The sequence below is a fragment of the Streptomyces sp. 351MFTsu5.1 genome (assembly GCF_000383655.1).
Lineage (GTDB): Bacteria > Actinomycetota > Actinomycetes > Streptomycetales > Streptomycetaceae > Streptomyces > Streptomyces griseorubiginosus.
Genome location: NZ_KB911782.1, coordinates 16956 through 30725, shown reverse-complemented (window position 1 = coordinate 30725; position 13770 = coordinate 16956). Strand labels below are relative to the sequence as shown.

Here is a 13770-nt window from a genome sequence, read left to right as displayed (position 1 = left end):
TTCTCCTCGTGCAGCGGGTGCGGGTGGCGCACGCGGCCCGGGCGGCCCTCTCGGGGAGTTCCCGGCCGGAACCTATTCGACCTTGGCCCAGTCGAGCGTGCGCTCCACCGCCTTCTTCCAGCCCGCGTATCCCTCCGCGCGCTGTTCCTCGGACCACTGGGGCTCCCAGCGCTTGGACTCCTGCCAGTGGGTGCGCAGTTCGTCCGTGTCCTGCCAGAAACCGGTGGCCAGACCGGCGGCGTAGGCGGCGCCGAGCGCCGTGGTCTCGGCCACGACCGGGCGGCTGACCGGAACGCCGAGGACGTCGGCCTGGATCTGCATGCACAGGTCGTTGGCCGTCACGCCGCCGTCGACCTTGAGCACGTCGAGGTGGACGCCGGAGTCCTGCTCCATGGCTTCCACCACGTCGCGGCTCTGGTAGCAGATGGCTTCCAGGGCGGCCCGTGCCAGGTGGCCGTTGTCGTTGTACCGGGCGAGGCCGACGATCGCGCCGCGGGCGTCGGAACGCCAGTACGGGGCGAACAGGCCGGAGAAGGCGGGGACGAAGTAGATCCCGCCGTTGTCGTCGACGGTGAGCGCCAGACGTTCGCTCTCGGCGGCATCGCTGATGATCTTCAACTGGTCCCGGAGCCATTGAATCGCGGAGCCGGTGACGGCGATGGAGCCTTCGAGGGCGTAGATCGCCGGGCTGTCCCCGAACTGGTACGCCACGGTGGTCAGCAGGCCGTGCTGGGACCGCACCAGTTCCGTGCCGGTGTTGAGCACCAGGAAGTTGCCGGTGCCGTAGGTGTTCTTGGCTTCGCCGGGCGCGTAGCAGACCTGCCCGACGGTGGCCGCCTGCTGGTCGCCGAGCACGCCGGTGATCGGGATGGCCGCCCGCAGCGGGCGGGACGTACGGGTCTGTCCGAACGCCTCCCGGTGGGAGGACGGATTGATGGTCGGCAGCATCGCCCGGGGAACGCCGAAGAAGCCCAGCAGTTCGTCGTCCCAGTCGAGGGTCTCCAGGTCCATCAGCATGGTGCGGCTGGCATTGGTCACGTCGGTGGCGTGGACGCCGCCGTCGGGGCCGCCGGTGAGATTCCACAGCACCCATGCGTCGGTGTTGCCGAAGAGGGCATGGCCCTGCTCGGCCGCCTCGCGCACCCCGTCGACGTTCTCCAGGATCCACTGGATCTTGCCGCCGGAGAAGTACGTGGCCGGCGGCAGTCCCGCCTTGCGGCGGATCACGTCGCCCTGGCCCGAGCGGTCCAGCGCTGCCGCGATGGAGTCGGTACGGGTGTCCTGCCAGACGATGGCGTTGTAGTAGGGGCGGCCGTTGCGCGGGTCCCAGACGACGGTCGTCTCCCGTTGGTTGGTGATACCGATGGCCGCCAGGTCCTCCGGAGCGAGGTTTCCGTGCCGGAGCGCGTTCTGGATCACGGAGTTGGTGCGTTCCCAGATCTCCACTGGGTCGTGTTCGACCCACCCCGAGCGCGGGAGGATCTGTGAGTGTTCGAGCTGGTGCCGCGCCACCTCGTTGCCGGCATGGTCGAAGATCATGAAACGGGTGCTGGTGGTCCCTTGGTCCACCGCGCCGACGAAGTCCGCCATGGGATGCCGCCTCTCCTTGGGCTCTCCCGGGGCAGCCGGATCCCGGCAACCCCGGGAGCCGGTCAGTTCTCGTCCGGGGCCGGGATCCGTCCGGGGGGTTCGGGCTCAGCGGTCGGCAGGAACCGGCCGATGAAGACCTTGTAGAGGCCCGCTCCCAGCAGACCTCCGATCAGCGGACCGATGATCGGCACCCAGAAGTAGAAGTTCCCGTACTGATCTCGCCACGCTCCGCCGTACCCGGTGAGGAAGCTGGCCAGCCGGGGACCGAAGTCGCGTGCCGGGTTGATCGCGTACCCCGCGTTGGTGCCCCAGGCCATACCGATGGCAACGACGATCAGACCGACGATGAACGGCGCCAGGTTGGCGCCGGGGGGCGTGTTGAGCAGGTCCGTGACCGCCAGGATCAGCAGCAGCAGGATTGCGGTGCCGATGATCTGGTCGCGGAAGGCGCCCCATTCGTGGACCGGCAGGTTCGGGTTGCCGTTGGCGGGCAGGGTGGAGAACACGCCCTGCGTCTTGATGGTGTGGGTGGGGTCCGCTTTCGCCAGCGCCTCGGTGTAGTTCCACCGGACGAGCAGGGCTGCCACGAAGGCGCCGGCTGTCTGGGCCAGCGCGTAGGGAGCCACTTTGCTCCACGGGAACCCCTTGAACGTCGCCAGCGCGAGGGTTACCGCGGGATTGAGGTGCGCACCGCTCAGCCTCGCCGCGACGTACACACCGAGGGTGACGCCGAGGCCCCAGGCCCAGGCGATGCTGTCGTGGTTTCCGAGGCCGCCCGCGGGATTCGTGAGGGCCCCGCCGGCGACCACCTGAGCCACCACGCCACAACCGAAGAGGATGAGGATCATCGTGCCGGCGAATTCCGCTGAAAGCTCGCCGACCAGTCCTGATCTCTTGAGTCGCTCAGCCATGGGTGCCCGCTTCCCGCCGGCCCGAAGGTCGGCTGTCGACTGCCCCGAGCCTCCAAAAATCATTGTATGACCGGCTGCGGATATGCGCGTGCGGGGCGGCAGAGCATGCCGCAGCCCGCCCCGGCCTGCGCACGTCAGCGCGCACGCATCGCGGTTGTCCACGGGGTGGCGGCACACTGGTCCTGGGGCGTGCGATCGCAAACGCGTCCGCCTGTCCGGCGATGCCTGAGCGCCGTGAGGACCCTGAACTCTGTGGGGACCCTGAACTCCGTGAGGACAGGGGCAGAGGCTCGGCCGCCGGTTCCACCCGGGAGGTGCCATGAAGATGCTGATCAACAGTCCGGAGACCGTGGTCGCCGATGCCCTGTCCGGGTTGGCCGCCGCCCACCCGGACCTGGACGTGGACGTGGAGCGGCGGGTGGTCGTTCGCCGGGACGCGCGGGAGAGCGGCCGGGTCGGGCTGGTGTCCGGCGGCGGTTCCGGGCACGAGCCGCTGCACGCCGGGTTCGTCGGGTACGGGATGCTGTCGGCCGCGTGTCCGGGGGAGGTGTTCACCTCGCCCGTCCCGGAACAGATGCTGCGCGCGGCAACCGCCGTCGAGGCCGGGCAGGGCGTGCTGTTCGTCGTCAAGAACTACACCGGGGACGTGCTGAACTTCCAGATGGCCGCCGAGCTCGCCGAGGAGGACGGCGTCCGGGTCGAGAGTGTCCTGGTCAACGATGACGTCGCCGTCACCGACAGCACGTACACGGCCGGGCGGCGGGGCACCGGGGCAACCCTGTTCGTGGAGAAGATCGCCGGGGCGGCCGCCGAGGAGGGCGCACCTCTGGAGCGGGTGGCCGAGATCGCCCGGCGCGTCAACGAGCTCTCGCGCAGCTTCGGCGTGGCGCTCAGCGCTTGCAGCACTCCCGCCTCAGGAGGCCCGACCTTCGACCTGCCGGACGGGGAGATGGAGCTCGGGGTCGGGATCCACGGCGAGCCGGGCCGGGAGCGGCACGCGATGATGCCGTCCCGGGAGATCGCGGAGGTCGCGGTGGGCGCCGTACTCGAGGAGCTGGGGGAGATGCCTCCGGCCGACGGGCCGGTACTGGCCCTGGTCAACGGGATGGGAGCGACGCCCCTGCTGGAGCTGTACGGCTTCCACGCCGAGGTGGCCCGGCTGCTGGAGGCCCGGAGCGTGCCGGTGGCGCGGGCGCTCGTGGGCAACTACGTCACGTCGCTGGACATGGCCGGCTGCTCGGTGACCCTCTGCCGGGCCGACGAGGAGATGCTGCGGCTGTGGGACGCCCCCGTGCAGACGGCCGCGCTGCGCTGGGGCCGCTGAGCTGGTGGTGGAGGGGAAGTGCCCCCGCTGCTGCGGAGGCCGTGTGCGCCGCTTCCTTCGGTGTGTGATGTCCGCACACCGAAGGAATGCGCACGTCAAGGCTGTTGCGGTGCGCGGAGTACCAGCAGGGTGATCTCGCTCGGCGCGAAGACCCGGAACGGCGGGCCCCAGAAGCCGGTGCCGCGGCTGGTGTAGAGCAGGGTGCGGACACCGTGCCGGGTGAGCCCGGCGAGGGCCGGCTGGTCGAGGCGGACCAGGTGGTGGAAGGGCCAGATCTGCCCACCGTGGGTGTGGCCGGAGAGCTGGAGGTCGATTCCGGCGGCCGCCGCCCGGTCGACGAACTTGGGCTGGTGGGCCAGGAGCAGCACGGGCAGCTCGGGGTCGGCGCCGTCCAGGGCTCCGGCGAGGTGGGCGCGGTGACCCGCCAGGCCGGAGGACTCGGCGGTGACGTCGTCCACGCCCGCGACCACGAGGGTGTCGCCGCCGCGTTCGAGCAGCAGATGGCGGTTGCGCAACGGCTCCCAGCCCAGCTCGTCCATCAGGTCGACCCACCCCTGGGCCTCGCTGTAGTACTCGTGGTTGCCGGTGACGTAGACCCGTGCCTCGGTGGCTCGTACGGTCGCGAGCGGGGTGGCCTGGGCGCGGCGGCGTTCGGCCGTGCCGTCCGCGATGTCCCCGGTGTGGCAGACCAGGTCGGCCTCCAGGGTGTTCACCGTCTCGCACACCCGGGCCGACCAGCGGGCACGGTCGAGGGGGCCGTAGTGGGTGTCGGTGATGAGCACGACACGCAGACCGTCCAGCCCGGACCCCAGTCGCGGGAGTGGTACGTCGAGCCGGCGCACCCGGGGCACACGGCGGGCCTCGGCGTACCCCCAGGCGAGCAGCGCGGCGGACACGGCGAGGACGGCCCACGTGACGATCCGGGCCCGGTCCTCGCTCTCGCCGACGCCGGCCACGGTCAGGGCGAGCCGCACCAGGATGCCGAGCAGGACGGACCAGGTGAACAGCACCCAACTGCTGCCCAGCAGGGTGTCACCGATGATCGCCGCCCGGTCCTGCTGGCGCCGGCCGTGGCCGCGCATCATCGCGAGCGGCATGGCGGCGAGCCCGAGGACGAACAGGGCGGTGCCGGCCAGGGTGACGGGCAACGGCCAGTGCTGGCCGGTGTACAGGAGCACCCAGCAGGGCACGGCCCACAGCAGGACGGGGGCGATCAGGGGGAGGTAGCGCATCAGGCGGAGCAGTCGGCTCTGCCGGGGCGCTTGCGCCTCACCCTCCGCGGGCCGGGCGTTCTTGGTGTCGGTCACGCTGCTCCTCCCTGACCGGGCTGCCGTCCCGCGCACTGTAGCCGGTCGCCTGGGGGCGGCCGCGCGACGCTCGTGCCGGCGGCCCCTTTGGGCAAAGCAGGCAGCAGCCCTTCGGGGCGACCCGGGCTGCGGCCCTTCCGGGCGACGCCGGCAGCGCCCCCTTTTGGGGCAACGCCGACAGTCCCTCTGGCGTTCCCGACAACACGGGGTGCCGCACGGGCAGCCGCGGATACCCTCGCCCCCGTGATGGAGCGCTGGAATGGACACGTAACGCGTCATCCGGTCTGCGGCGCCGTGGAGTTGACGCTCGCCTGGCATGTGGTGCTCCTGCTCTTCGCCAAGGTGCTCCTGCCTCCACTGGCTCCGGCATGGTTCCCCGGCCTGGGCGCCACCGTGATCAACGCGATCTGCCTCGCCGGCGTCTGGTGCGTGCTGTGGCGGTGGGGATGGCTGCGGGTGTCCGGCACCACCACGTTCGGCCGCCGGCGGCGCTGGTGGCTGGCGCTGCCGATGCTGCTGATCGCCGGTTCGTACGCGCTCGCCGGGCTCGACGGCCGTACGACAGTCGTCGTCAGCTCCCTGGTGTCGCTGCTGTGGGTCGGTCTCAACGAGGAGGTCTACAGCCGTGGTCTCGTCCAGCAGACCCTCACCCCGCTCGGCCCACTGCGTGCGGCCACCGGTGTCGCTGTCCTCTTCGGCCTCGGGCACGTCCAGAACCACCTCTTCTTCGGCGCCGCGTCGGACGACACCCTGTGGCAGATGCTGTCCGCCGCGCTGTTCGGCTTCACCTGCGCGGGACTGCGTTTCGCGATCGGGTCCGTCTGGCCGATGGTGGTCGTCCACGCGCTCGACGACTTCTTCCAGATCCGCTCCCCGGGCGTGGCCCCGGACTGGTGGCAGGTGAGCGTGTACGTCTTTCAGGCCGGGTACGGCTGGTTGCTGCTGCGCCGTTACGCCGCCCGGGACCGGCTTCCGCCGCGGAACGCCGCCGGGGGCGACGACCCGCGCCCCGAGGCAGCCGGGGCAATGGACTGACCGGCGCCGGAGCACCTGGTCTCTGGTTGATGCGTTTCAATCTATCAGGAGTGGGAGATTCGCACGCTCCGGCCGGGCCGTCAAGACCAGCGATGCCGATCGACCAGTTCAACCGACCGCGGGCGGGTTCCCGGTCGAGTCGCTCCGGCGCGTGCCGATCCCGCAGGCGTCCGTGCACGGGCGGGCACGGGCGGGCACCACCCAGCTCTCGGCTCCCGGGTGACCAGCTGATATTGCTCGATCTCCGCCCCGGCGCAGGCACCGCCGGAACGCCGGTCTTGGAGCGTTTCAACACGCGTCATGTATTCTGCGCCTTGTCGGCGACAGCCTGGTCACTGTGGGTGCCGTGCGGTCCCGGGTTGGAACGAGACCGGAGGTCGAGGAGCGCTGTGGCAACCGCCCGCCCGCGAGCAGTTCAGGGGCATGCCAGTCCGAGCATGCAGGACGTCGCCGACGCCGCCGGCGTCTCGGTCGGCACGGTCTCCAACGTGCTGAACCACCCGGCGAAGGTGAGCCCCGCGACGGCGGAACGCGTCCGCGAGGCCATCGGGCGACTGGGCTTCGTGCGCAACGACGCCGCCCGGTCGCTGGTGTCCGGCTCGACCAAGAGCATCGGCATGGTCCTCGCCGACATCGAGAACTCCCTGTTCATCGACATGGCGCATGGCGCTCAGGACGCCGCCCGGGCGGTCGGCCAGAACCTCCTGCTGGCCAACACCGCGTGCGACATGCGCCTCCAGGACGACTATCTCGACCTCTTCGACGAGTCCCGGGTGACCGGCGTGCTGCTGGCGCCGATGGAGGACTCCACGGCCGGCATCGCGCGCATCCGCTCGCACGGCCGCCAGGTAGTGCTGCTCAACTACGCGCCGCGGCCCGGCACTTGCTGTTCGGTGCTGGTCAACAACGAGCACGTGGGATATCTGGCGGCCCGCCATCTCATCGACACCGGGCGCACCCGGCTGGCGTACGTGGTTGCGCACGACGACTACCAGCCGGTGCGCGACCGGCGCAGGGGAGTGCGCGCGGCAGTCGAGGAGGCGGGGCCCGGCGTCACCCTGGAGGAGATCGACAGCGTCGGTCTGACCACGTCCCACGGGCATGTGGTGGGGGCCGAACTCGCCCGCCGGGCGCCCGAGGAACTGCCCGATGGCCTGGTCGTCGTCACGGACGAGCTGGCCAACGCCATCATCCATCAGCTGCACACCTTGGCGGGGATCCGGGTGCCCGACCAGGTGGCGGTCGTCGGCTGCGAGAACAACCGTGCGGCGGGTGCCGCGGCGGTGCCGCTGACCGCGGTGGACATGCCGGGCCGGATGATGGGGCAGGAGGCGATCCGGCTGCTGATGGACGAGGTGGCCTCGGGCAAGCAGCACCGGCACGCCACGGTGGTGTTGGAGCCGGAACTGATCGTGCGGTCCAGCGCACCGAACTGACAACAGCTCGGAGCTGATCGTGCGTTCCAGCGCGCCGAACTGACAATAGCTGGGGTCGCTGCGCAGATCCGGGTGCCCGAGCTCATCGTGCGGTCCAGCGCGCCGAACTGAGGGTCGTCGGGGTCGCCGTGCCCATGGGGACGCTAGCTGGTCGTGCGGGCCGGCACCCGGAACCGGCGGTCCGGGAGCTGCCGAGCCGCACCGGGTTCCGTAGCCCCCTCAACCGCCTGGCCAGTACTTTCCGCGCCCCCGTCGACCATGGCCCCCACCGTCGACGGCACCCACCTCCCGGGGGGCGCGGTTCAGAAACGTCCCCGACAAATCCTTGACACACGCCGAAGCGGGTCATAGGTTCCCGGCATCTCCCAATTGAAGCGTTTCAACGCTCTGTGTGCCGAGGAGCACCCGTGCACAACACCCTCAGAACCGCCCTCAGGTCCCGCCGTATCGCCCTCGTCGCCACGGCGGCCACCTCGGCCCTGCTGCTGAGCGCCTGCGGTGGCGGAAGCGGCGCGGGCAGCGCCGCCAAGGAGTTCAGCCTCACCATCAACGACGACAACCACATCGTCCAGCAGGAGCTCACCACCCTGGGCAAGGGCGCCTGCGCGGCGCAGAACAAGGCCCTGCCGCTGAAGATCCAGACGCTCCCGATAGGCAACGTCGACCAGAAGGTGCAGCTCCTCGCCGGACAGAACGCGCTGCCGGTGCAGTTCGCGGCGGGCGGCACGCCCCAGCTCACCAAGACGCTGGACAAGGCGGGCCAGGTCCTCGACCTGGAGAAGACGCTCAAGGACCTCGGCGTCTGGGACGACCTTCAGCCCGCCGCGATCAAGACCGTCGAGAACCTGTACGGCAAGTTCAACGTCATGCCCTACCAGTTCAACATCGAGGGCATCTGGTACAACAAGAAGCTCTTCGCGGACCAGCACGTGGCGACCCCGACCACGTACGACCAACTGGTCGCGGCCGCCGCGAAGTTCAAGGGCGCCGGCGTCACCCCCTTCGCCGCCGACGGCAAGGACGGCTGGCCCCTCACCCGGCTCATCAGCGGCTATCTCTACCGCGAACTCGGCCCGGACGCCCTCCAGTCGGTCGCCGACGGCAAGGCCAAGCTGACCGACCCCGCCTATGTGAAGGCCGCGCAGGCCGTCGCCGACCTCGGCAAGGCCGGCTACTTCGGCAAGGGCGTCGGCTCGATCGACTACGACACCGCCACCCAGCAGTTCCTCACCGGCAAGGCCGCCATGTTCTACATGGGCAGCTGGGCGCTCGGCGACTTCAACGACAAGACCAAGAACAAGATCGGCGCGGACAACGTCGGCTTCATGCCGTTCCCGGCCGTCGCGGGCGGCAAGGGCAGCGCGGACCAGATCCCGGCCAACGTCGGCCTCCCCGTCGCCGTCTCCGCGAAGTCCTACGACGCCAAGGTGGGCGACTGGCTCACCTGCATCACCAAGAACTACGGCGCCGCCTCCCTGAAGGACCAGGGCACCGTCTCCGGCTTCAAGCCCAACGGCGACACCGGCACGCTCCCGCCGCTCACGCAGACCGTGCAGGACACCATCTCCAAGACCACGACCAGCACCCTGTGGTTCGAGGCCCTGTTCAACACGAAGGCGACGGAGACCAGCCAGACCAACGCCGCGCCGCTCGTCACCGGCTCCCTCTCGGCCAAGAACTTCATGCAGAAGGTCCAGACCGACCTCGACAACGGCTGACCCCGCCGCACCGCCGTCCGCACCGAACCCTTCGTGAGAGAGCCGTCATGCGTTCAGTTCTGGGAGACCGCCGCGCCATCGCCGTCCTGCTCGGCCCGGCGCTGCTGGTCTACACCCTGGTGATGCTGGTACCGATGGGCTGGTCCCTCGGGTACACCTTCTTCAGGGGCAACGTCATCGAGGGCTTCACCTTCGGCGGGGTCGGCAACTTCGAGAAGCTGTGGCATGACCCGCAGGCCCACTCGGCACTGTGGTTCACCTTCAAGTACGCGCTCGCCGTCAGCGCCGGGCAGGTCCTCTGCGGGTACCTGCTCGCGCTTCTCTACGTGTTCGTGCTGCGCAGGTCCTCCGCGGTTGTGCGCACCCTGGTGTTCTTCCCGGTGATCCTGCCGACCGTCGCCGTGGCCCTGATGTTCCAGAAGCTCTTCGCCGTCGCCCCGCAGAACGGCCTGGCCAACATCGCCCTCGAAGGACTGGGGGTGCACCACGGCGACTGGTTCGCGAGCGCCGGCGGCTCCTTCGTCGTCCTCGTCGTCATGGACGTATGGCGCTCCATGGGCTTCTACGGCGTCCTCATCTTCGCCGGGCTCCTCGACATCCCCGAGGAGACGCTGGAGTCGGCGCGGCTGGACGGTGCCACCGGCTGGCGGCTGATCCGGCACATCGTCCTGCCGCTGTCCGCGCCCGTGCTGCTGTCCTCGGTGGTGTTCAGCATCAACGGCACCCTCAAGGTCTTCGACTCGGTCCTCGCCCTGACCAACGGCGGTCCGGGCAGCGGGACGACCCCCCTGACCCTCTACATGTTCCGCACCGCCTTCTCCTACGGCGACTACGGCTACGGCAGCACCATCGCCTCGCTGCTGACCGTCGTCTGCCTCGGCGTCACCCTCGTCGTCTTCCGCTTCTCGCGCCGCGACCTGACCAAGGGCTGAACCCCCATGACCGACACCCTCACGGCCCCGCCGCGGGAACTCCTGCCCGTCCCACGGCCGGCCGCTGTCCGCAAGCGCGGGTACGCCCGGCGCCTGACCCGCAACCTCCTCGTCGCCCTGCTGGTGCTCGTCGAGGTGACGCCCCTGCTGTGGCTGCTGCTCAGCTCGTTCAAGACCCAGGCGGAGTTCGTCAACGACCCCGCCTGGTCGCTGCCCGGGAAGTGGGACTTCCAGAACTACGCCGATGCGTGGACGACCGGCCATGTCGCCCTGTACCTCCGCAACAGCCTTCTGGCCACCGTGCCCTCGCTCGCGCTGATCATCCTGCTCGGCACCGCCGCCGGATTCGCCCTGGAGGTCATGATCTGGCGCGGCCGCCACCAGGTGCTCCTCGTCTTCCTGGTGGGCATCATGGTGCCGAGCCAGATGATCCTGCTCCCGTTGTTCCGGGTGTACTTCCAGAGCGGCCTGTCCGGCACCCTGTGGCCGCTGATCATCACCTACACCGCGGTCGGCCTCCCGCTCACCGTCTTCATGATGGCCACCTACTTCCGGGCGGTCCCGCGCGAGATGTTCGAGGCCGCCACCCTCGACGGCGCCGGCATGCTCACGGCCTTCTGGCGGATCGGGTTCCCCGTCGTGCGCAACGCCGTCTTCACGGTCGCGCTCGTGCAGTTCTTCTTCATCTGGAACGACCTTCTGGTGTCCCTCACCTTCACCACCAACGACGACCTGCGCACCGTCCAGGTGGGCCTGCTCAACTTCACCGGCCAGTACGGGGAGACGTCCTTCGGCCCGCTGTTCGCGGCGATCAGCATCAACGTCGTCGGCGCCCTGGTCCTCTACCTGCTCATCAACCAGCGCATCATCAAGGGCCTGACGGCCGGGGCGGTGAAGGGATGACCCCCGAGCCCATACCCGCGACGGCCGCGCCGACCGCGGAGCACCACCGGGAGCCGTTCGGCATCGGCGAGTCCTCGCCGCGGCTCTCCTGGAAGACCACCGCGCCGACCGGGTGGACCCAGCACGCCTACCAGATCGAGGCGACGCGCGCCGACGGGACGTACCGCACGGACTGGGTGACCTCTTCCGACTCGGTGCTGGTCCCGTGGCCGCTGCCGCCCCTGAGCTCCCGGGAGGCCTGTGCGGTCCGGGTGCGGGTCCGGGGCGCCGACCAGGTGGCCGGCGACTGGAGCTCGCTCCTGCACATCGAGACGGGACTGCTGGCACCCGGCGACTGGACGGCCCGGGCGGTCTCACCGCGGGGGAGCGACAGCGACCGGCGTCCGCCCCTGCTGCGCAAGGAGTTCACCGCGGCCGCGGACATCGAGCGCGCCCGGCTGTACGTCACCGCGCACGGCCTCTACGAGATCGAGATCAACGGCCGACGGGTGGGCGACCACGCCCTCGCACCCGGGTGGACCAGCTACCACCACCGACTGCGCTACCAGACCCACGACGTCACCGAGCATCTGCGCGCAGGTGCCAACGCCATCGGCGCCTGGCTGTCCGACGGCTGGTACCGGGGCCGCCTCGGCTTCGGCGGCGGCCACGCCGACCTCTACGGCGACCGGGTCGCCCTCCTCGCCCAGCTGGAGATCGTCCACCGCGACGGAAGCGTCACCGTCGTCGGCACCGACCCCTCCTGGCGGGCCTGCCAGGGCCCGATCCTGTCGGCGGGGCTGCTCGACGGCGAGACCTACGACGCCCGGCAGGAGCTGCCCGGCTGGTCGAGCCCCGGGTTCGACGACGGCGACTGGTCGCCGGTGGACGTGGTCTCCCGGGACCCGGCGACCCTGGTCGCGCCCACCGGCCCACCCGTGCGCTGCACCGAGGAGATCCGCCCGGTGCTGGTGACCGCCCTGGACGACGACCGGCTGCTGGTGGACTTCGGACAGAACCTCGTCGGCCGGGTCCGCATCACGGTCTCCGGGCCGGCCGGGCACACGGTCGTCATCCGCCACGCCGAAGTGCTCCAGGACGGCGAACTGTGCGTCCGCCCCCTGCGCGGCGCCACGTCCACGGACCGCTACACCCTGCGCGGCGGCGGCCCCGAGACCTGGGAGCCCCGCTTCACCCTCCACGGATTCCGGTACGCCGAGATCACCGGCTGGCGCGGCGGCGGCTTCCCCGGGCGCGACATCGTCGCCCGCGTCCACCACACCGACATGGCGCGCACCGGCTGGTTCGCCTGCTCCAACGACCAGGTCAACCGCCTGCACCAGAACGTGGTGTGGAGCCTGCGCGGCAACTTCGTCGACCTCCCCACCGACTGCCCCCAGCGTGACGAGCGGCTCGGCTGGACCGGCGACATCCAGATCTTCGCGCCCACCGCCGCCTTCCTGTACGACTGCCACGGCATGCTCGGTTCCTGGCTGCGGGACGTCGCCGTGGAACAGCACGACGACGGGACCGTCCCGTGGTACGTCCCCGAGATCCCCGGCGGCGAGCAGTGGACCCCCGCCAGACCGGGCGCCGGCTGGGGCGACGTCGTGGCGCTGACCCCCTGGGACCTGTACCGGGCGTCCGGTGACACCGGACTGCTCGCCGCCCAGTACGACAGCGCGCGGCGCTGGGTCGACCTCGTCACCCGGCTCGCCGACCCGTCGGGGCTGTGGAACCGGGGCTACCAACTCGGCGACTGGCTCGACCCGTTCGCACCCCCGGACGACCCCGGTGCCGGCCGCACCGACCGTCACCTCATCGCCACGGCGTACTACGCGTGGTCCGCGCGTCATGTGGCGTGGACCGCCGGTGTCCTCGGCCGCCCCGACGAAGGGGACCGCTACGGGGACCTCGCGGACCGGGTCCGGCGGGCGTTCGTCGACGCGTACGTGCTGCCCGGCGGCCGGATGACCAGCGACACCCAGACCGCCTACGCCGTCGCCCTCCAGTTCGACCTCCTCCCGGACACGGAGGCCAGGGCCGCCGCCGGACGCCGGCTGGCCGAGCTGGTCGCCGAGGGCGGCCACACCATCCAGACCGGCTTCATCGGCACCCCGCTGGTGGCGCCCGCGCTGAGCGCCACCCGCCACGACGACGCCGCGTACGCCCTGCTCCTCCAGCAGGAGTGCCCGTCCTGGCTCTACGCGCTCAAGCACGACGCCACCACCGTCTGGGAACGCTGGGACAGCATGCTGCCCGACGGCAGCGTCAACCCGGGCGAGATGACCTCGTTCAACCACTACGCCCTCGGCGCCGTGGCCGAGTGGCTGCACGGCACGGTCGCCGGACTGGGCGCGAGCGAACCCGGCTACCGCGGCATCGTCTTCCGGCCCCGGCCGGGCGGCGGCATCACCTGGGCGCACGCCGCCCACGAGTCGCCGTACGGGCGCGTCGAGATCCGCTGGGACCTCGACGAGAGCGGACTCACCGTGCGGGCGACCGTGCCGACCGGCACCACGGCACGCGTCGACTGGCCCGACGGAGGCGTGACCGTCCTGCCGACCGGCACCACCACCGTCCGGCGGGCGAACCACGGTTGCGACGCCGGCTGACACACCCACCCCCCGGCCAA

10 protein-coding genes are annotated in these 13770 nt (G+C 70.6%); 7 read left to right on the top strand and 3 right to left on the bottom strand.

Going from position 1 to position 13770, the window contains the following annotated elements:
- Positions 1-72: 72 nt before the first annotated feature.
- Complete coding sequence (gene glpK, locus H295_RS0119115; protein ID WP_020136946.1) at positions 73-1590, bottom strand: glycerol kinase GlpK; 1518 nt, start codon at positions 1588-1590, stop codon at positions 73-75.
- A 62-nt stretch (positions 1591-1652) separates the two neighbouring features.
- Positions 1653-2501 carry an MIP/aquaporin family protein gene (locus H295_RS0119110; RefSeq protein WP_028809516.1) on the bottom strand — a complete coding sequence of 283 codons (849 nt, stop codon included), beginning with the start codon at positions 2499-2501 and terminating at the stop codon, positions 1653-1655.
- 319 nt (positions 2502-2820) lie between these two features.
- On the opposite strand from H295_RS0119110, the gene dhaK reads away from it, so the two are divergent.
- Positions 2821-3825 (top strand): dihydroxyacetone kinase subunit DhaK, encoded by a 1005-nt coding sequence (gene dhaK, locus H295_RS0119105; protein ID WP_020136944.1) that lies wholly within the window; start codon positions 2821-2823, stop codon positions 3823-3825.
- 95 nt (positions 3826-3920) lie between these two features.
- Here dhaK and H295_RS0119100 read toward each other — a convergent pair whose 3' ends face one another.
- Positions 3921-5132: a metallophosphoesterase gene (locus tag H295_RS0119100; protein WP_020136943.1), complete on the bottom strand. Its 1212-nt coding sequence runs from the start codon at positions 5130-5132 to the stop codon at positions 3921-3923.
- Between the two features lie 246 nt (positions 5133-5378).
- Between H295_RS0119100 and H295_RS0119095 the strand changes: the two genes are divergently transcribed.
- From H295_RS0119095 to H295_RS0119070, 6 genes are all read left to right on the top strand, one after another.
- A complete protein-coding gene (locus tag H295_RS0119095) occupies positions 5379-6167 on the top strand; it encodes a CPBP family intramembrane glutamic endopeptidase (RefSeq protein ID WP_028809515.1) in 789 nt (262 codons plus the stop codon).
- Between the two features lie 437 nt (positions 6168-6604).
- Positions 6605-7603: a LacI family DNA-binding transcriptional regulator gene (locus H295_RS0119090; protein ID WP_020136941.1), complete on the top strand. Its 999-nt coding sequence runs from the start codon at positions 6605-6607 to the stop codon at positions 7601-7603.
- Positions 7604-8010: 407 nt separating this feature from the next.
- Complete coding sequence (locus tag H295_RS0119085) at positions 8011-9321, top strand: ABC transporter substrate-binding protein (protein ID WP_020136940.1); 1311 nt, start codon at positions 8011-8013, stop codon at positions 9319-9321.
- A 47-nt stretch (positions 9322-9368) separates the two neighbouring features.
- Positions 9369-10253, top strand: coding sequence for a carbohydrate ABC transporter permease (locus H295_RS0119080; protein ID WP_020136939.1), 885 nt, complete (start codon positions 9369-9371; stop codon positions 10251-10253).
- Positions 10254-10259: 6 nt separating this feature from the next.
- A complete protein-coding gene (locus H295_RS0119075; RefSeq protein WP_020136938.1) occupies positions 10260-11156 on the top strand; it encodes a carbohydrate ABC transporter permease in 897 nt (298 codons plus the stop codon).
- Positions 11153-13750: an alpha-L-rhamnosidase gene (locus H295_RS0119070; protein ID WP_020136937.1), complete on the top strand. Its 2598-nt coding sequence runs from the start codon at positions 11153-11155 to the stop codon at positions 13748-13750. Before H295_RS0119075 ends, H295_RS0119070 begins: the two co-directional genes overlap by 4 nt.
- The last annotated feature ends 20 nt before the right edge of the window (positions 13751-13770 follow it).

Excerpts from the sequence above, each read along its gene's own strand:
- H295_RS0119070 (WP_020136937.1), top strand. The coding sequence starts at position 11,153 with ATGACCCCCGAGCCCATACCCGCGACGGCCGCGCCGACCGCGGAGCAC.
- H295_RS0119095 (WP_028809515.1), top strand. The coding sequence starts at position 5,379 with ATGGAGCGCTGGAATGGACACGTAACGCGTCATCCGGTCTGCGGCGCC.
- H295_RS0119075 (WP_020136938.1), top strand. The coding sequence starts at position 10,260 with ATGACCGACACCCTCACGGCCCCGCCGCGGGAACTCCTGCCCGTCCCA.
- glpK (WP_020136946.1), bottom strand. The coding sequence starts at position 1,590 with ATGGCGGACTTCGTCGGCGCGGTGGACCAAGGGACCACCAGCACCCGT.
- H295_RS0119090 (WP_020136941.1), top strand. The coding sequence starts at position 6,605 with ATGCAGGACGTCGCCGACGCCGCCGGCGTCTCGGTCGGCACGGTCTCC.
- H295_RS0119110 (WP_028809516.1), bottom strand. The coding sequence starts at position 2,501 with ATGGCTGAGCGACTCAAGAGATCAGGACTGGTCGGCGAGCTTTCAGCG.
- dhaK (WP_020136944.1), top strand. The coding sequence starts at position 2,821 with ATGAAGATGCTGATCAACAGTCCGGAGACCGTGGTCGCCGATGCCCTG.
- H295_RS0119080 (WP_020136939.1), top strand. The coding sequence starts at position 9,369 with ATGCGTTCAGTTCTGGGAGACCGCCGCGCCATCGCCGTCCTGCTCGGC.